Source organism: Howardella ureilytica, from assembly GCF_054657495.1.
Window position 1 is genome coordinate 18,353 of the sequence record NZ_BAAHYP010000011.1, and the last position, 20,176, is coordinate 38,528.

Annotated in this window: 15 protein-coding genes and 2 tRNA genes; 1 reads left to right on the top strand and 16 read right to left on the bottom strand. The window is 37.5% G+C overall.

The features are described from left to right. Positions 1-218: 218 nt before the first annotated feature. From ACYQ1N_RS06135 to ACYQ1N_RS06195, 13 genes are all read right to left on the bottom strand, one after another. On the bottom strand, positions 219-1,922 hold the full coding sequence (locus ACYQ1N_RS06135; protein ID WP_459833982.1) for a DUF6020 family protein: 1,704 nt from the start codon (positions 1,920-1,922) through the stop codon (positions 219-221). Positions 1,923-1,971: 49 nt separating this feature from the next. After that, a complete protein-coding gene (locus ACYQ1N_RS06140; protein WP_459833984.1) occupies positions 1,972-2,916 on the bottom strand; it encodes a glycosyltransferase family 2 protein in 945 nt (314 codons plus the stop codon). Positions 2,917-3,144: 228 nt separating this feature from the next. Further along, the gene (locus ACYQ1N_RS06145; RefSeq protein ID WP_459833986.1) at positions 3,145-3,828 is read right to left on the bottom strand and encodes a phosphoribosylaminoimidazolesuccinocarboxamide synthase; all 684 of its coding nucleotides are present in this window, start codon (positions 3,826-3,828) and stop codon (positions 3,145-3,147) included. A gap of 96 nt (positions 3,829-3,924) precedes the next feature. After that, positions 3,925-5,247, bottom strand: a complete 1,323-nt coding sequence (locus ACYQ1N_RS06150) for a methionine gamma-lyase family protein (RefSeq protein WP_459833988.1) — start codon at positions 5,245-5,247, stop codon at positions 3,925-3,927. Continuing rightward, positions 5,248-6,246, bottom strand: coding sequence for a tRNA (adenosine(37)-N6)-dimethylallyltransferase MiaA (miaA, locus tag ACYQ1N_RS06155; RefSeq protein WP_459833990.1), 999 nt, complete (start codon positions 6,244-6,246; stop codon positions 5,248-5,250). Further along, positions 6,212-8,188 (bottom strand): DNA mismatch repair endonuclease MutL, encoded by a 1,977-nt coding sequence (mutL, locus tag ACYQ1N_RS06160; protein WP_459833992.1) that lies wholly within the window; start codon positions 8,186-8,188, stop codon positions 6,212-6,214. The genes miaA and mutL overlap by 35 nt, the downstream gene beginning before the upstream one ends. A 76-nt stretch (positions 8,189-8,264) precedes the next feature. Further along, positions 8,265-10,922 carry a DNA mismatch repair protein MutS gene (mutS, locus tag ACYQ1N_RS06165; RefSeq protein WP_459833994.1) on the bottom strand — a complete coding sequence of 886 codons (2,658 nt, stop codon included), beginning with the start codon at positions 10,920-10,922 and terminating at the stop codon, positions 8,265-8,267. A gap of 12 nt (positions 10,923-10,934) precedes the next feature. Continuing rightward, the gene (miaB, locus tag ACYQ1N_RS06170; protein WP_459833996.1) at positions 10,935-12,341 is read right to left on the bottom strand and encodes a tRNA (N6-isopentenyl adenosine(37)-C2)-methylthiotransferase MiaB; all 1,407 of its coding nucleotides are present in this window, start codon (positions 12,339-12,341) and stop codon (positions 10,935-10,937) included. Further along, the gene (locus ACYQ1N_RS06175) at positions 12,338-13,585 is read right to left on the bottom strand and encodes a glutamate-5-semialdehyde dehydrogenase (RefSeq protein WP_459833998.1); all 1,248 of its coding nucleotides are present in this window, start codon (positions 13,583-13,585) and stop codon (positions 12,338-12,340) included. The genes miaB and ACYQ1N_RS06175 overlap by 4 nt, the downstream gene beginning before the upstream one ends. Positions 13,586-13,616: 31 nt before the next feature. Beyond that, positions 13,617-14,183, bottom strand: a complete 567-nt coding sequence (locus ACYQ1N_RS06180) for a 5-formyltetrahydrofolate cyclo-ligase (RefSeq protein ID WP_459834000.1) — start codon at positions 14,181-14,183, stop codon at positions 13,617-13,619. Further along, positions 14,137-15,321, bottom strand: a complete 1,185-nt coding sequence (locus tag ACYQ1N_RS06185; protein ID WP_459834002.1) for a hypothetical protein — start codon at positions 15,319-15,321, stop codon at positions 14,137-14,139. Before ACYQ1N_RS06185 ends, ACYQ1N_RS06180 begins: the two co-directional genes overlap by 47 nt. Continuing rightward, positions 15,322-16,146: a glutamate 5-kinase gene (proB, locus tag ACYQ1N_RS06190; protein WP_459834004.1), complete on the bottom strand. Its 825-nt coding sequence runs from the start codon at positions 16,144-16,146 to the stop codon at positions 15,322-15,324. 48 nt (positions 16,147-16,194) lie between these two features. Then, the gene (locus ACYQ1N_RS06195; RefSeq protein ID WP_459834006.1) at positions 16,195-17,898 is read right to left on the bottom strand and encodes a tetratricopeptide repeat protein; all 1,704 of its coding nucleotides are present in this window, start codon (positions 17,896-17,898) and stop codon (positions 16,195-16,197) included. A gap of 148 nt (positions 17,899-18,046) precedes the next feature. Between ACYQ1N_RS06195 and ACYQ1N_RS06200 the strand changes: the two genes are divergently transcribed. Continuing rightward, entirely contained in the window at positions 18,047-18,892 is an 846-nt protein-coding gene (locus ACYQ1N_RS06200) for a patatin-like phospholipase family protein (RefSeq protein WP_459834008.1), read from the top strand. A 96-nt stretch (positions 18,893-18,988) separates the two neighbouring features. Here the strand turns inward: ACYQ1N_RS06200 and ACYQ1N_RS06205 are convergent, their stop codons facing one another. From ACYQ1N_RS06205 to ACYQ1N_RS06215, 3 genes are all read right to left on the bottom strand, one after another. Further along, positions 18,989-19,702, bottom strand: a complete 714-nt coding sequence (locus ACYQ1N_RS06205; protein ID WP_459834010.1) for a DUF6557 family protein — start codon at positions 19,700-19,702, stop codon at positions 18,989-18,991. Positions 19,703-19,920: 218 nt separating this feature from the next. After that, positions 19,921-19,993, bottom strand: a tRNA-Lys gene (locus ACYQ1N_RS06210). 60 nt (positions 19,994-20,053) lie between these two features. Next, a tRNA-Lys gene (locus ACYQ1N_RS06215) sits at positions 20,054-20,126 on the bottom strand. Between the last annotated feature and the right edge of the window lie 50 nt (positions 20,127-20,176).

The following is a 20,176-nucleotide window of genomic DNA, read 5'->3' on the forward strand; positions in this document are numbered from 1 at the left end:
ATTCCACAGAAAAATGAGAGCAAGGCTGCTAAATAAACAAAGCCACAAACAATAAGTGTAGGAAATTCCATATCTTATACTTTTTCATATGGATGCGGATTAATGTCATATAAATTACTTATCTCACGGTTCAATTATTGCTCCTTATTCTTAGGCAGAAATAAAGCTTAATAAACAATATAAGATTATATCATATGTGTTTAAATCATAATTATTTTTTATTCATGATGATTATTATAGCTGTCATTTACTTCATAAGTATCTTTGTCTTTATTTTTAAATCCTGCCGTATACATCAGCCACATCAAAATTAATGGGGCTGAGTATGTGAGAGGATATAAATATCTTTTTCCTTCTATATGCATTGATAAAGGAGCTAAAAACAATCCTATAATTACAGATAAAGCTATAGGTACGGCTACTAACCAATACTTGTTTTTTCTTTTTTCTTTTGAATTAAAGAGTGTACATACAGCAAAAGAAGGAATTAATATGGCATATAGTCCATATGATATGAAAAAGTTTAGCACTGGTATCTTGCCCCATGTATCCATAATGTTTTGTACCATCTCCGCAGTGCTCTCAAAAAAACCATGCCTGCGTGTAACATCCTCATCAAATAAATTCCTAAGTGATGTATGGTGATTCATATTAAGCAATGGCGTTGCGGGATAAAGAGAAAACCATCCCGACATCATTGCAAATGCAGATTCAAAATATACTTTCGGATGATTTTTACCTTCCTTAAACCACACCTTTATATATTTGTCATAATATTCTCCATCAGCTCTTTGACCGAATCCCTTAATAGGATCTGCATTTAACGGATCGTATCTTTCTTCTATATTATCTAATCCTATGACTTTATCGATTACTTCTAATTCATCATTAGGCATCTCATCTTTATAATAAGTTACATACCTTGCTGTCATCTGAAATGGCATGGATAGCATCTCTTGCTTACCGCCCTTAGTTATATTCATAGCTTTAAATGATAATGGCATTATAATAAACATTACCGCAAGTATAATTGCTAATACAGATAATAATTTAATAAATTTTTTCCTTAAAAAAATTATTACCATCACAATCGAGAGTGTCAATATATATACACTTACCTTCTTTGTCACACAGCAACTTAGAGAAATCAATATAAAATATATAAATCCACTTTTTGAATTAAGGCTATCACCCTTACTTCGTATAATTTCAACAAATAAAGTAAGCCAAATAATAAATATCCATGAAAAAAAGGCATCCTTTGAAATCGTTTGTACACTCATAGTATACAAAGGGAGAAATATATACATTAACAAAAAGAATATGAGAGCACCTTTTCTTATATTTAATTTCTTATCAGCATAATGAAGCGTAAATGCAAAGGCAAAAGATGTGCATAAAGACTGTATTAATACATATATAAAAAATGCCACCTGTACATTAGCAAATAATTTTGTTAGAGGAAATATTATTATTCCAAGAATAAATGTATCAATAATCGGATGATGATCTGACAAACCTTTTCCTGTATTGATAAATTCTTGATACATATTCAGTTGCCACCAGGAGTCATTAATCAAAGTTCCTGGATAAAGCAATATTAATAAAGGTAGTTGTAATAAAAATATGATTATCGTAAGAATTAAAAGCGGATGGTTTCTTTCCCAAATAATTCTATAAATAAATGATACAAACCTATTTTCATAGCTCTTACTTATATTACTTTTTATCAGTACTCGTATTATGGAAGCTGATACTATAAATATGATACCGAGAAAAATGGATACTATAAAATATCCAATGGTAAAGTAGCATTCTCCTTTATTGATGTAGTGAGGAGCAGCAGCAAATGCGAAGCCAAGCAATAATGCCACAATTATCTCAAATACATTTATATTATTTTTTCTTAATAAACTAATCATATTTTATCCTCGGCTATGTTAATAAAAAAGAATCTTTATTTATTATGCATTATTTACTTTGTATTTTCCGTTTCTTTCTTTCCTCACATTTTATCAATTCCATCTCAAATTCCTGCCTATTTCTTAATTGTATAGATGCAAGAATCATCCCACAGAAAAATGAGAGCAAGGCTGCTAAATAAACAAAACCGCAAACAATAAGTGTAGGAAATTCCGGTACTAGGCCTGTTTTTACATAAGTTATCAGTATCGGAATTAAAAATATCGTACTTATAATTGCTAAAATTACTGCAAGAAATGAATAAAATCCCAATGGCCTATAATCTCTGTATAACCTTCCAATTGTTTTCAAAACCTTTATTCCATCACTGAAGGTATTGAGCTTTGATTCACTTCCATTCGGTCTGTCTCTATAATCCACAATAACATTTTCAACATACATATTCTTATCCACAGCATGAATTGACATTTCCGTTTCTATTTCAAATCCCTTTGATAACACAGGAAATGTCTTTACAAAGTTGTAGCTAAAAGCCCTAAAGCCCGTCATAATATCCTTTATGTTGCTTTTAAACATTCTATTTATAGACTTACGAACAATTTCGTTCCCAAAGTTATGAAATGGTCTTTTGTTTTCTTCAAAATAAGTTGAAGATAATCTGTCACCTACTACCATATCCACATTTTTGTTAAGCACAAGCTCTACCATTTCGCGTCCGTGTTCCGCAGGATATGTATCGTCACCGTCAATCATAATATAACTTTCGGCATCAATTTCACGAAACATACGTCTGATAACATTACCTTTTCCCTGTTGATATTCATACTTAACAGTAGCACCTGCATTCATTGCTATTTCTGCAGTATTATCAGTAGAATTATTATCATATACATATATCTTTGCTTCAGGCAAAGCGGATTTCCAATCTTCAATTACTTTTTTTATCGTAAGAGATTCATTGTAACATGGTATTAAAACCGCAATTTTATCCAATTATCATTCTCCATTCCATGCAACAAACAAGTTGTTTAGTATAACAGCCGACAAAATAGCTTTTCAATGTATCATATACTACATTATACAAGTACCTACCACAAATAAATCATGATAGGCTGTATATCATAAAAGTCATTTGTAACAAAATAAGTTCCACCCATGTTTAACATGATGTGAAACTTATTTTTACAAGTGACTTATATCGTAAAAATATATAAATTGTCGTTATTTATCTAAAATTAATTTTGTTAATTCAACAGGATCAACTCTTTTTCCGTCCTTGTATGCACGCATATTTCCGGATGAAATTTCATCAATGAGAATTACTTCATCGTTGTTATATCCGAATTCATACTTGATGTCCCAAAGATCGAGACCGTGCTTCTTAAGCTCACCGGCAACAACCTTTGTAATATTTAAAGTCTGCTCTTTAAGACTTTCAAACATTTCCGGAGTCATAATTCCAAGGGCAACAAGACCTTCCTTAGTTACAAGAGGATCGCCTAATGCATCATTCTTGAACGTACACTCAACATATCCGCCTTCAATAGGGGTGCCGTCTTCAATGTATTCACCGTATCTTCTTACAAAACTGCCTGTTGCAACGTAGCGGCAGATAACTTCAAGACCGTGTCCGAAAGGTTTTGCAGGAAGAACCTCCATTGTGGCATTTTCTACATCTGCGCTAACATAATGTGTCTTTATACCTGCTTCTTTTAATAAGTTGAAGAAGAGGACAGATGTTTCAAGGTTAGCCTTTCCGATACCGTCAATTGTGAGTCCTACGGCGTTCTCACCCGGATCGAACACTCCGTCTTTACCTGTAACATCATCTTTAAACTTTAATAAAATATTGCCGTTATCAAGTTTGTAGACATCTTTTGTTTTTCCTTCGTAGATCTTTTCCATCTTATAACTCCCTTACATGAATATGTATTACTTTGACGCGAATAATTGTAGCATAAAATATATTAAGAAATAAATAAAAAGTTGCAATTTTATTTATTATAAATTACCGTCCAATTCAACAAGGTTCCTGTCCACAAGAGTCTGGAGACTCTTTATGATTCCCAGCTTTGCGTGCGGCCATGTAAGTCCGCCCTGGAAATATGCGGTAAACGGCTCTCTCAATGGTCCGTCCGCAGACAGTTCAATCGATGAACCCTGAACAAAGGCTCCGGCGGCCATGACCACCTGACTGTCATATCCCGGCATATCCGATGCTACCGGAGTAACAAAGCTGTCTATGGGAGCCGCCGCCTGAATACCTGCGCAAAACGCCAATAATCTCTCGGGACTTCCGAGTTCAACCGCCTGTATAATATCTGCTCTGGGTTCCGTTCCGTCAGGGATTGATTTAAAACCTAACTTTTCATATATGTTTGCCGCAAATATTGCAGCTTTAAGTGCGGACGCAACAACGGTCGGAGCCAAAAACAAACCCTGATACAGTCTGTCGTTTACACTGAGTGTAGCTCCCACTTCCTTGCCGAGTCCGGGACTTGAGAGTCTGTATGCGGCGTTTTCAACACATTCTGCGGTTCCGGCAATATATCCTCCGCAAGGCGCAAGGCCTCCTCCCGGATTCTTAATAAGAGAACCTACAACCATATCGGCGCCCACATCGGAAGGCTCAATCGTTTCGACAAATTCTCCGTAACAGTTATCGACCATGCATATTACTTCGGGCTTTATCCCTTTAATAAAACTTATAAGTTCACCGATTTGCTTTACCGTAAAGCTCGGTCTGCTGTCATATCCTTTTGAGCGCTGTATTGTCACAAGTTTCGTCTTTTCATTAATGGCTTTTCTGATATTTTCATAATCAAAAGTTCCGTCCGAAAGCAAATCAACCTGTCTGTATGTTACTCCGTATTCCGCAAGACTTCCCTTTGATTGTCTTATTCCTATTATTTCATCCATCGTATCATACGGCTTTCCCACCGGGGAGAGTAATTCATCTCCTGGTCTTAAATTCCCCGACAGCGCAATATTTAACGCATGTGTTCCGCATGCAATCTGAGGTCTTACGAGAGCATCTTCCGTATGGAAAATATCCGCATATATTCTTTCCAGATTGTCTCTTCCCTCATCGTCATATCCGTATCCCGTGCTTCCGTGTAAATGCATTTCAGCAGTATTGTTTTTCTGCATCGCTTTTAACACTTTCATCTGATTATATTCCGCAACGGTATCAATGTCTTTAAATCTTTCTTCAAGTCCCGAAGATATTTCGTTACAGAATGAAAGTACATCGCTGTCGATACCGAAAAGCTCGCCGTAATTATTCTGTATTTTCTCTTTTAAAGTTAATGTTTCATTCGACATTTACATACCCTCACATTTTCTGTTTATTATCTCCATGGCCGCGTCCGTAATTTTATCTCTGTCATAATTCAGGTCGGATATATTGATTTCCTCAAAATCCTTCTCCCTTTTAAACCATGTAATTTGCCTCTTTGCATAATGCCTTGTATTCTGTTTTATGAGTTCTGTGGTTCTGTTTAGGTCCGATACATTATCGTAATAACTTACTGCTTCTTTGTATCCGATAGCTTGAAGAGCCGTACAGTTTCTCGGAATTCCTTTGTCAAGTATGGATTTTACTTCTTCAAACAGGCCGTTTTCAACCATTTTGTCTACTCTTTTGTCTATCCGTTCATACAATTTCGACCTGTCATCATTTAAGAATATACATGCCGCATTATATTTATATTCTCTTTTTTCTTCTCTTTTATTGTGAACTGACATCTTTTCCCCGGTGAGATAATTATATTCCAGAGCCCGAATCACCCTTTTAATATTGTTTTTGTGAACCGTATCCGCATAATCCTTGTCTATTATAATAAGTCTGTTATATAACTCATCTCTCCCGTCTTCCGTGGAAGATTTCTTATCGAAATATTCTCTGAGCAGACTGTCCGTTTTTTCTTCGGTAAAATCCACATCCTTTAGTACGGCCTGTATATAGAAGCCGGTGCCGCCTACCATAATCGGTAATTTACCTCTGCTTAAAATATCTTCAATTACTTCGTCAGCTTTTTTTTTATAATCATTTACGTTGAAGTTAACATCGGGCTCGACTATGTCTATTAAATGATGCTTTATTCCCTGCATCTCTTCTGCGGTTACCTTTGCGGTACCCACGTCCATTTCTCTGTAAATCTGCATTGAGTCGGCGCTTATGATTTCGCCGTTTAATTTCTTTGCCAGTTCAATTCCGAGCGCACTCTTTCCGACTGCCGTAGGTCCGGCGATCACAACCATATTATCCTTTTTACCCATCATAAAACTAAACAATCCTTTTGAATTTTTTTTCAATTTCATACTTACTCATTGAAATCAGAGTAGGTCTTCCGTGCGGACAGTTATATGGGTTGTCGGCCCTCATAAGCTCATTGATTAGTTCTTCCGCCTCTCTGAAGCTTATGGCATCATTCCCTTTTATGGCCGCCTTACAGGACATGGACGCCAGCTTTTCCATTAACAGGGCAGGCGTCATATCCCATCCGTTTTCCGAAAGAGAATCAAGCATGTCGATTATCATTTGCTTATAGTCGGCCTTCGGAAGGACGGCCGGAACGGAAAGCACTCTTATGCTCGACTGTCCGAACAATTCTATTTCATATCCTATGCTGTTAAATCCGTCTGTTATTGTTTCATCTTCCAGCATTAATTCAACCGTCGGATCCACATTTATAATAAAGGGCATAAGAAGTCCCTGACTTGCAACTTCCCTTGATTCGATCTGTTTCATCAGGCGCTCATACAATACCTTTTCATGAGCCGCATGCTGATCCATAATATAAAATGTATTTTCATGCTCGATAAGCCAATATGTCTTAAACAGCTGTCCTATAACCTTTATGGGCCTGCTTTCTTCAACGCTTTCCATTGCCTGCTGAATGAAGTTCTTTTCCGGAAATTCCGGAACTTCATCTTTGTTAAACACAAAGTCGCCGATGTGTGAATATTCTTTCACTTCACTTTTCACGATTGTTTCATGTTCCGGCTTTTGATCGGATTTTACAGTTACATCATTATTATGATCGATTTTTTCAATATCCGATGTTTTTGCATATATTACCGAAGAGTCTCCGACGGTGCTTCCGAAATTTCTGTTTTCTTCATGTCTGCCTTCGCTTGTTCCGTTATATATCCGTATATTACCGGTATTATCGCCATTAAAATGATTTGTTCCCTCGCCGTCAATCGGTTTTATTTCGTTGTTATTGTTTCCCTCCGTAAAGTCTTTTTTATTTTCTATATGTACATTGGGAATAATGTTGGATTTTGTGATTGCATTTTTAAAAACCGTTGTAATTATATTGGAAATTCTTTCGGAATCGGAAAGTCTTAATTCTTTTTTTGCCGGATGTACGTTTACATCCGTTAAAGAGTTGTCTATTTTAAATGAAACAGCCGTAAAAGGGAAATTATGCGGCATAATATAACCTTTATAAGCATCTTCAATGGATTTGCCTATTATATCGTTTGATATCAGTCTTCCGTTTATCCAATAATTTTCAAAACTTCTGTTGCCCCTGCTTATCATTGGTTTTCCGATAAACCCCGTAAAGCTTATTCCCTTTTCTTCGCAGCTTACTTCTATTATATTATTCGCAATCTCTCTGCCGTAAATCATGTATATGACTTCTTTCAGATCTCCGCTTCCGCTTGTATGCAGCTTAACTTTTCCGTTAACCGTAAGCTTAAATGAAATGTCAGGTCTTACCATAGCCTGTCTTTCCACAAATCCGACTATATATGAGCCCTCTGTTCCGGAATTTTTAAGGAACTTATACCTGGCGGGTGTGTTATAAAATATATCTTCCACGGTGATGCTGGTTCCGTTTGATAAACCCGTTTCTTTCTTTTCGATATTTCCGGAAATAATCGAATATGATGTTCCCAGTTCGTCCTCAGGCGTTTTCGTATTAAGCGTTACATTGGCAATAGAGGCTATGCTTGACATGGCTTCGCCTCTGAAACCTAAACTGTTAATGTCGAAAAGATCTTCCGCACACATAAGCTTGCTTGTTGCATGTCTTTTAAAGACCTTTTCTATGTCATCTCTGCTTATTCCGCTTCCGTTATCCGTTACGCGGATGAATTTCTTACCGCCGTCCTGAATTTCAATGCTTATTGATGATGCACCTGCGTCAATTGAATTCTCAACCAACTCCTTAACAACAGACAGAGGTCTCTCTACAACCTCACCGGCAGCTATTTTATTAATTGTATCAGAATCTAAAATATGTATGGACATACCGCACCCGTAACTTTCCGTAATACCCCTGCGGATTTAACATCTGCAGGGGTATTAAATATAAATACTAAAAGTCTTAAATTAATTCTTTAGCGCTTTCCTGAAGATCCATAAGTTTTTTTAACGCATCCAGAGGCGTTAAATGATTAATGTCAATACTCTTTATATCTTCGATAAAGTTTTGGTATTCTTCGGAAACGCCGTAATTATCCGTGTTTTCAGAACATTCGGTTCTGTCGCCGTCGTTATCAAAAAATGACAGCTGTGTTCTGGCTTTATCGCCATATTCCGTTGACCGGTCCCTCGTATAGACAAACCTTTCGTCTTTGGAATATTCCGCAAGCAAAATTTTCGCACGCTCAATAACATTTTTAGGCACGCCCGCAAGCTTTGCAACATGAATCCCGTAACTCTTATCCGCTCCTCCGCTTACTATTTTCCTTAAAAACACAATATCATCACCGTTTTCTTTTACGGCAATGCTGAGATTCTTAAGACATGGTATTTCTTCTTCAAGCTCTACCAATTCATGATAGTGTGTTGCGAATAATGTCTTTGCTCCGCATCTCTTTTCATCCGCAATATATTCGACAACGGCTCTTGCAATCGAAAGACCGTCAAGCGTTCCGGTTCCCCTTCCTATTTCATCAAGGATAAGCAAACTCTTTTTGGTAGCATTATTTAAAATAGTCGCAACTTCGCTCATCTCCACCATAAATGTTGATTTCCCGGATGACAGGTCGTCGCTTGCCCCGACTCTTGTAAATATTCTGTCTACTATACATATATTTGCGGATGATGCGGGAACGAAACATCCCATGTGAGCCATTAATGTTATAAGCGCTGTCTGACGCATATATGTTGACTTTCCGGACATGTTCGGACCCGTAATAAGTGCAATTCTCTCATTGGAATTGTTAAGTTCGGTATCATTGGCAACAAATGTATTCTCCGGAACCATATTTTCTATAACGGGATGTCTTCCGTTCCTGATTACAAGATCCCCGCTTGCATTTATACGAGGCCTTACATATGAATTCTGAGATGATACTTTGGCAAGCCCCGTATATACGTCAAGCCTTGCAATTCCGTATGATATCTTCCTCAGCCGTTCGGCTTCTCCCGCAATTTTTTCACGCACTTCCACAAATGTCTCATATTCAATGTTAGACATCTTTTCCTGCGCGCCGAGGATCATATCTTCAAGTCTTTTTAGTTCGGGAGTTATATATCTTTCGGCATTTGTAAGAGTCTGTTTTCTTATCCAGTCCTCGGGAACCTTATCCTTGTAGGAATTTGTTACTTCAAGATAATATCCAAATACTTTATTAAATCTGATTCTGAGATTCTTGATTCCCGTTTTTTCTCTTTCTTCATCTTCCAGCCTGTTTAGCCATTCCGTTCCATTGGTCTTTGCACTTCTGTATTCATCTATTTCATGTGAAAAACCGTCTTTAATTATTCCGCCGTCTCTGATAACAAGAGGAGGATCGTCAACTATTGCATTGTCAATGAGAGATTCTATGTCCGAACAGTCATATAGATTATTAAAGCATTCGGTAATAAGAACATCATTATATCCTGCTATAACCTGTTTTATGGCCGGTATTATACTGAGCGACTTTTTAAAACTCACAAGATCTTTCGGCATTGCGCTTCCGGTACATATCTTACCCAAGAGTCTTTCAATATCATATACCTGACCCAGATATTCTCTCAGTTCTTCTCTGTCTATGGGATTTTTCACAAATGACTCTACAGCGTCAAGTCTTTCATTGATACCTCTTACACTGCATAAAGGCTGTTCTATCATACTTCTGAGCAGCCTTTTTCCCATCGCCGTATTGCTTTTATCCAATATACCGAGAAGGGATCCTCTTCTCGATTTATCATTTATTGTTTCAACCAGCTCAAGGTTCCTGCATGTCGATGAGTCAATAATCATATATTGCTTCGGATCGTACGGAATTATTTCCAGAATATGCTTAGATGCGATTTTTTGTGTTTCATCTATGTAACCGAGTATTGCGCCGGCGGAAATTATGCCGATTGACAAACTTTTAAGCAACGAGTCGTTTCTGTCTCTTCCGGTATGTTTTTTTATGGACTCATATGACAATTCCCTGTCAAAATATGAATTGTCAAGAGTTGAAACAGCTATATTCAGCTTAATTGATAACTCCCTGATATCCGCACCGCTCATCAAAAAATATTCATTTGTTACGAGCTCTGCGGGAACAATTCTGTTAATTTCATCCATTAAAACCGAAACTTCTTTTACTTCCGTAACGAAGAATTCCCCGGTAGTGTAATCAATGTACGATATTCCGAACTTATCCCCAAGATATGCTATACACATAAGATAGTTATTTTTGCCTTCATCAAGTACGGCTGTATCGTCAAGAGTTCCGGGCGTAATAATCTTTATAACGTCTCTCTTAACGATATCTTTCGTCTTTTTCGGATCTTCCAGCTGTTCGCATACGGCAACCTTGTGCCCGTTCTTTACCAGCCTTGAAATATAACTTTCCGCGGAATGATACGGAACGCCGCACATTGGTGCCCTTTCCTCCAAACCGCAGTCCCTTCCCGTAAGCGTTAACTCTAATTCCTTTGATACGATTAATGCGTCATCAAAGAACATTTCATAGAAGTCACCGAGCCTGTAAAACAATATACAGTCTTTATATTTCTCTTTTGTATCGACATAATGCTGCATCATTGGAGATAACATAACATCCTCCGGTTATACGATTGTTCCAAAATAATAGAAGCCTTTAGATTCATCTATATGTACATCTGTTATTTTGCCTATTAAATCCTTGTCACCTTTAAAGTGTACAAGCATATTGTTACTCAGTCTTCCGGACAGGTATCCTTCAAGTTTGTCATTTGTACCTTCCACAAGCACATCCATGGTCCTGCCCGTAAGATTATCATTACATCCCGAACTTTCCTTTACCGTATCAAGAAGCCTGTTAAATCTTTCCGCAATAACATCTTCCGGAACCTGTTCGTCAAATGTCGCTGCCGGAGTACCTGTTCTCTTGGAATATTGGAAAGTAAACGCCGAAGAATATCCGACTTCTTTAACAAGACTTAAAGTATCTTCAAAATCCTCCTCTGTTTCTCCCGGAAATCCGACTATAAGGTCTGTTGTAATTGCAATATCCGGCATTGCTTTTTTTATTTTTTCAACCAATAACAGATAATCTTCTCTTGTATAATTTCTGTTCATTTTTCTCAAAATATTACTGCTTCCGGACTGGGCAGGCAAATGTATATGCCTGCATATTTTCTCTGATTTTGACATTACGTCTATAACTTCGTCGCTGAGATCTTTGGGATGAGGCGTCATAAATCTTATTCTCTTTAAACCTTCTATTTTTTCAATTTCCCGAAGAAGTGACGCAAATGTGACATTTCCGTCCAATCCCTTTCCGTATGAATTAACATTTTGACCTAACAGGCATACCTCTACAACTCCGTTATCCGTCAGTCCTTCTATTTCCTCCACGATATCTTTTACGGGTCTGCTCTTTTCTCTTCCCCTTACGTACGGAACTATACAATATGTACAAAAATTGTCGCATCCGTACATAATGTTAACTCCTGATTTAAAACCGTATTTTCTCTCGGTAGGGAGCAGTTCAACAAATTCTTCGCTTTCTTCCCATACGTCGATAATGCTGTCTCCGGAAGTAATGTGAGCATATAACAACTCCGCAAGCTTATATACATTAAATGTACCGAATATGAGATCTACAAATTTATATGATTTCTTAAGCTTTTCAACAATGTGAGGTTCCTGCCCCATACATCCGCAAAGACCGATAATCATATCTTCGTTTTTCTTTTTCAAAGTGCTCAGGTATCCCAATCTCCCGAAAACTCTCGTATCCGCATTTTCTCTTACGGTACATGTGTTATACAGAACCACATCCGCTTTTTCGGATTCTGTTAATTCATATCCTGCCGCCTTCAAAATCCCCTTTAATTTCTCGGAATCTCTCTCATTCATCTGGCATCCGAATGTAACGACACATGCAGTCATCGGTCTCCCTTTTTCCTCCGACTGCTTTTTTACCGTATCTCTGAGTTTTTCTATATATTTTTCCTGAATCTCCAGAACATTGTCTATTCCTTTGCTCATTTTCTTATCTGTCCGTTTCCGTAAATTATATATTTATATGATGTAATTTGCTCAAGACCCATAGGACCTCTTGCGTGCATTTTCTGTGTACTTATTCCGATTTCCGCACCGAATCCGAATTCCATGCCGTCGCTGAATCTGGTAGATGCGTTAACATATACGCATGCGGCATCTATTTCATTTAAAAATCTCTGTGAATCGGAATAATTATTCGTAACTATGCATTCCGAATGTCCCGTTGTATATGTATTTATATGCTCAATCGCACTGTCCAAATCATCAACGACTTTAATTGAAATAATATAATCCAAATATTCCTTTCCCCAGTCATCTTCCGAGGCCGAAACCACTCTTTCGTCAATGCTTTTTGCGATCTCGTCTCCACGCATTTCAACATTATAAGGCGCAAGTCTGTCCGCAAGAGCAGGTATGAGTTTTTTTGCGATATTTTTGTGTACAACAAGGGATTCTGCGGCATTGCAGACTCCTATTCTCTGTGTTTTGGCATTTTCAATAATATTAACGGCCATATCCGTATCCGCAGACTCGTCCACAAATATATGACAGTTTCCCGTACCGGTCTCAATTACCGGAACAGTGGCGTTTTTTACCACAAAATTTATAAGTCTGCCGCTTCCTCTCGGTATAATCAGGTCTATATAATCCGTAAGATTAAGCATTTCGGTTACATATTTCCTGTCCGTATCGCTTATGAACTGGAGTGCGTCGTCATCAAAGCCATGCTTTGAAAGAGCCGTCTTTATGGCCTCCGCTATTGCCGTATTTGAATGTATACAGTCAGAACCTCCGCGCAAAATACAGGCATTTCCGGATTTAAAACATATTGCAAATGCATCTGACGTAACATTAGGTCTTGATTCATATATCATACCGACAACTCCTATCGGTACTCTCATTTTCCCTATTTTAATTCCGTTAGGCCTCTCCCACATATGAGTTACTTCACCGATCGGATCGTTTAAAGAAGCAACCTGTCTTACTCCGTCGGCCAACCCTTCTATTCTCTCCGGAGTAAGTGTTAATCTGTCAAGCATGGCTTTACTCATACCGTTATTTACGGCATTTTCCACATCCAGCATATTGGCCGCCAGTATATTATTTGCAGACTGTATGAGAGCATCGGCAACAATGTGCAAAGCTCTGTTTTTTTCACTGCTTTTCATCTTGGCAAGTTTTCTTGAAACTTTTTTGGCTTTTTCGCCGAGTTCCGCAACACTAATCATATGTCCCCTTTCTTATAATCGATCTATTCCGTTATATAATTGTCTCACCGTTTGAATAGATTGCGTCTATTCTTATATCATGTTCCTCCGCGGGAACTTTATCAATAATCTGAAAATTATAACAAAATCCGGCTTTATAAATATTCTTCTCCGTTTCGGCAAGAAATTTATCATAATAACCGGCTCCGTGACCTATTCTGTACAGATCTCTCCCGAATACCACTCCCGGAACCAACATGAATCCGTCTTCCCATATATCCGGAAGAGTCCCCGCAGGCTCTAAAATACCGTAGTCACTTCTTATAAGATTATTTAAATCCGCAACTTCTTTAAATACCATGCCTTCTTTTGTCACTCTCGGAAGCAGCAGTCGTTTCCCCCGGTCCAACGCATCTTTGATAATATGCGATGTATCGATTTCCTTCCCGAAGGAAACAAATGCATAAACCGTGTCAGCCGTAATATATTCTTTACAGTCCTTAATAATTTTTTCGGATGCGATTTGGGAAAATTCGGCTAAATCATCGCTGCTTACTTCATGATGCAGTTTATTAATGCTTTTTCTCAGATTCTTCTTCAGTTCTTTTATGTTCTCCATCCCGTTCCCCCTCCAAAAGAATCAAAAGTTCGTCGTTGTTTTGTATACAGTCTAAAAATCGTCTGTTTTCAACCAATATGCGCTTATCATCGTCATAAATCCCGGGATATCTGTAAACAGTTACCTCTTCACTGTATTTCTGCCAAAAGAATCTTCTGATATATTCTTTCATTACGATAAATGTATCGTCAATATACAGAACTTCGTCCCCCTTCATTAATTCCATTATTTCACTCTGGGTTCCCAGGTTAACCACCTTATATTTACCGTTTGAGTCGGTAATAACAATAGGCTCGCCTCCGACCAAAAAAATCTTTTCTATCTTTGATTTCTCATTAATATTATAATTTATCCTTATACGTTTGGAGTTATTGTCGCTGTCATATACAATGACCTGTTCGCTTCCGTCTTCCGCGTTTATCTTCATATAATATATATACTTACCGCATACGCCGAGATTGGCAATATAAGTATCCTCTGATGACTGTTCCACGGAATTATACAAATCCGTTCCGATATTTACCGAAATTTCCGAAATAAATTTATTGATCAATATTGTTCCTATGTATGTTACATTTGAATAATCTCTTCCGATTTGTATGACACAATTATTCCCGTGATATGAAATAATCTTCTGTACCCCGTACTTTGAAAGTACGTCAATATCGACATTTATAGATTTGTCCAAAAGTTGTCTGTAAATATGTAATTTAAACGGTTTTTCTTCGTTAAATGTCTTCTCTTGAATAAGTATATTGTTTTCATCTAAAACAAATGCTTTCATTCTTCCGTCGACCTTGCTTATATCCAACTTATATTCGGCAATGACTCTGTTTGAATTATCAAGATAATTATAACTGTAAAAATATACAAGTAATTTATTGTAACCGATACTTACCGCACTTGTATAAACCACATAGTCTCTGTCATTTTTCGCATATTCTATGTCAGCAATATCAAGCTTTGCAATTTCTCCCGCCACGTCGATTCTGTAATTTTTTTTATAATCATATACATACATTCTGAATTCCGAAAAACCGGCAAACGAATATTCTTCGTCAATAATGTTAAGGAGAGCGGTATCGTTAATTTTCTCACATCTGTCGGAATTTAAATTTTTAATAACTACTATATCCAATTATTCACAATCCCTTGATACAAATAATGTGCCGATTCTCTCACCCTCCATAAGTCTTCTTATATTATATGGGTTGTTTCCGTTCAGAACGACAACATCTATCCCTTCACCTGTTGCAATCTTTGCGGCCGCAAGTTTGGTTTCCATTCCTCCGGTGCCGACACCGCCTTCTTTCGTTCCCTTCGCCATACTTTCCAATTCGTCTGAAAAACCGTTTATTTCATACATAAGCTCGGCACTTGGATTATTTCTCGGATCATCCGTATACATACCGTCTATGTCAGAAAGAATAATCAGCAAATCGGCCTTTATCAGCTTTGCAACTATGGCCGATAATCTGTCGTTGTCACCGAATGTATGTACATGTTTTATCTCTTCCGTTGAAATTGAGTCATTTTCATTAACGACCGGTACCGCTCCCAGCTTAAAAAGCTCATTAAAGGTATTAAGGGCATTAATTCTGGATTCTTCATCTTCCAATATTATTTCCGTAAGAAGAACCTGGGCCGTATTAATACTGTATTCCGCAAAAAACCTCTGATAATGCGCAATAAGCTTTGCCTGGCCTATGGCGGCGCATGCCTGCTTAAAGCTTAAAGAATGGTTATCCGTTTTCATTCCCAATGAGTTTTTACCCGTTGATATCGCACCTGACGATACGAGGCATACATCATTGCCCGCATTTCTGAGATCCGCAAGGATTCTCGCCAGCTTTTCGACTTTACCGATATTAAGCAGCCCTGTTTCGGCATACATAAGAGACGATGAACCTATCTTAACCACTATTCTCTTTTTATCTTTTAGTCTTGCCCTTACATCCGACATGTGTTTCTCCTTATTGCAAAAGATTATTGTAAACGATTATAGCATATATTATTTTTTATTAAATGTATTAACAAGATACAGATCTGCATCTAATCTTGCAACCGCAACCCCGTCTATTAAAAAGAAGCCGTTTTCTATATCCGAAAATTCAATAACGGATGTATCGTCATCATCCTCTTCATCCGTCTGATAGTCCTCAAATATCTTAACATTCTTTGCCTCTATAATAAAACCGTCGGCATATCCGCAATAATCAAATTGAGGAATTGTCACAAATATTTTTCTCCTTACGGTACATGCTCTGTCTTTGTAAAATGTCAGATTAAGCTTAAGGTTATCCATACCCGGATAAGCATATCTCATTTTGATGTATCCGTCGTCCAGTCCCAAGTGAATAATGGCATCCAATGACGATGCCGGAGAATCATTTGACAGTTTTATTCTTTCGCTGTCGGCGCCACGGTCAATCACAGGTTTGATATCTCCCATCGCCATTTCAATATCACTGTATAATTTGGCACTGTCAGGATCATTTATTTCTCTGCTGCATAATGCAAATCTCGCCTGCAGGTAAAAGAAATATGCAAGATTTAAATCAACATCTGTACTTCCCAGTCCGAATTTTGCGATATTTCCCATTCTGTAGGCAATATCCGCAAAATCCTCATGAATATGCTCTTCCGTTATATCGTGAAGAAGTTCTATATATATTCTTTTCAGCACTGATGTTCCGAGTATTTCATCTTTCCATACTCCCTGACCGTTACAGTACATGTCTGATAATCTGAAAGTGGATTCGGGCAATAATGCATCCGATCCTATTGAAAAACATTTAAATGCTTTATCATAATCCGGAACTCCTCCGCTGCATTTTCCGAAATAATATATACAGCCGAGCATTTCCGCATATACGGGTTCCGGAGCCTTCTCCATAAGTCTTTCAAGACATTTCTCGGCTGCGCGATAATCCGTGTCATACAGAGGATTCCCTCTGTTATAGCAGGCAAACGCCTTATATCTCAATGTATAGACGTCATTTTCAAGACACCTCTCGTCAATATAGGTTTTTAATTTCTTTTTAATATCTCCGTCTGCTTTATTTAACCTTCCTGTTTCAAGCCAGTACATAATAAAAAAACTCTCTTGAAGAGTGGTCATTTTCTTGTCTAATATCGGCTTATTTCTGTTTTCCGTATAAACGGTTATTTCGTTAATCACGTCATCCAATTTAAAAATATCTGTTTTTTCTATAAATATTTGAGACATTATAAAAAAACAATCCGAAACCACATGCCTGTCCTCCGGAAAGTCCGTGATTTCATCGTTAATATTGACTGCAAAAATCTTATCCAATCCCACAAAGTTATATAAATTGTTATATATTTTGGCAAACCAATTATCTCTGAACGAATCAATATGTTCGTTTTTTAAACGGTAATTACGAACGGCTGCAAGTATATCATCGGAGGTAAGTATATAATCCTCATCAAATATGGCATATGCATACGGCTTCCCCTGCATAAGTTCGTCGTATGATATTTCATATCTGCAAAATAATTTCAAATCATCTTTTTTTATGACCACGGGTTCGACATATTCCAGTCTGTCCTCTTTAAATGTATATAATTCCCCGTCCTTCTCATCCAATAAGACTATTTTTATATATTCTCCTATGATGTTTCGTATTACTCCCGCTTTTTCAGTCTTCTTAATCGAAACCTTTACAATATCCCCTATATTAAACTTTTTCATCTTTACCTTCCGCTCAATTTTAATTGTTTATATTCTACCATATTATTCATAATGTGAATAAAATTTATGGTTACTTTTATGCCTCAAAAGTGATATTATTCTGATAATATGCTTAATTTGATCTTAAAAATATTCAGAGGTATTTATAATGAAAATCGGTGTTGTTGATGTAGGAGGCGGTCTTCGCGGTATATATGCCGCAGGCGTATTTGACTATTGCTTGGATAACGATATTCACTTTGATCTGTGTATAGGCGTCTCTGCGGGAAGTGCAAACGTCGCTTCGTACATGGCCAATCAAAGAGGACGAAATTACATGTTTTACGCGGAATACTCATTCAGAAAATCATATATGAGTCTTGCCAACTTTATATTTAAAAGGAGCTTTATCGATCTTAAATACGTATACGGAAAGCTTAGCAATTCCGGAGGAGAATACCCTCTTGATTACGAAACTCTTATGAAAAATCCGGCTGAAATGTTGGTTGTAGGAACAAGAGCCAAAAACGGTAAAGCCGTGTATTTTGATAAATCCTATCTCTCAAAGGATCATTATGAAATTTTCATGGCTTCTTCTTCCATTCCGTATGTCTGCAAGCCACATGCCGTTCGCGGAATATATTACTTTGACGGTGCATTGGGGGATCCGGTGCCTGTCAGAAAGGCTTTCGAAAAGGGATGTGATAAGGTCGTGGTAATTCTCACAAAGCCGCTGAGCGCAAGTAAGGATGTGTCCGAAACGGATCTTAAGCTGGCTAAAAAAATAGAAAAAAGATTTCCCGAAGCCGCCGACGCCCTCAGAAAAAAAGCCGGAAAATACATAGAAAGTGTAGAATATGCTCTTGAGTGTCAGAAAAACGGCACCGCGTTGGTAGTATATCCCGATGACACATGCGGTGTAGATACCATAAAACGCAACAAAGAGAACTTTGACAGGTTCTATAAAAAGGGATATGACGATGCATATATCATAAAGGATTTCGTTAAACAATAAACACGGAATCAGTCGTTGTTTTCATATTAAAAAAGCCGTAAATATTGATATTTACTGTATCAATATTTACGGCTTTTTTTGCTGAATATATTAAGATTATAAATTCTCCAATACATCTAAGATATATTTGTATTCCGTAATCTTTTCCTTTAATACATCTTTTGTAGCCTGAATCTTTGCAAGTTCCTTCTCTTCACTCTTATCATTAAGACCGACGCCGCTTAAAAGATGATGAGCGCCTTCCGGAGTAGCCTTCATTTCTTCGAAAGTTTTATTTCCGTTCTTCTTTGTATCATCAGAGAAAGCCTTAAGACCCGCGCGTACTTCTTCAAGCGCTTCTTCATCATATCCAAGGAATGTAAGCTCTGAGATAATGTCAGCGATGAACTGAAGCTTACCGTATTGTTCAACATTGCTGTCGGCAACACTCGCACCGATTACATCGGCCCAACTCTGGAATGCCATTGCGTCAGATATCGGAACAATGTTCTTCTCGAGGAGTTCCTTAGCGAAGATTCCCGCATTTTCATCTATTTCTTCAAATGTAACTGTTTCAAATTCGTCATTTTTACCGAAATTTCTTATTTCTTCGGTATAGTAATGAACCTTATTCTCACCTGTTCCGTTGTCTTTGTGACAAACGCCGATCATAACGCCGCCTTTATTGTCCGAAACATCCATATCTTTAAGTCTTGAAAGAGCTTTTGTGATTTCTGATTTCTCTTCCGTTGATGCATTGTCTCCGAGAACAGCCTTAACAACTTCCTCTGTTTCTAATTCATTTAAAATATCCTGAACTGTCTTACTCATTATTAAGAACCCCTTTTATTTATTTCGTACTTTTTTTAGGTCTTTATTAAATGACCCTATTGTGTTTATCTTAGTAATGATTATCACTCTTTACAATACACACTTGTATTATATTGTATAATGTGTTGCATGCAATTAAATTGATTAATGTATTTTAAAAACGGCAAAAAAATAAATCCTATGACAAGACCGCACATCAAATCAAAGGACCTATAGAGTACACCGTCAGGGGTTCGAACCCTGGACACCCTGATTAAGAGTCAGGTGCTCTACCAACTGAGCTAACGGTGCATATTAAATTAAAATAAGTTCTATGACAAGACCGCACATCAAATCAAAGAACCTATAAAGTACACCGTCAGGGGTTCGAACCCTGGACACCCTGATTAAGAGTCAGGTGCTCTACCAACTGAGCTAACGGTGCATTTCCTTGCCGTTCCTGTTAACGACAAGGGTTATTATATACAAGCCGCA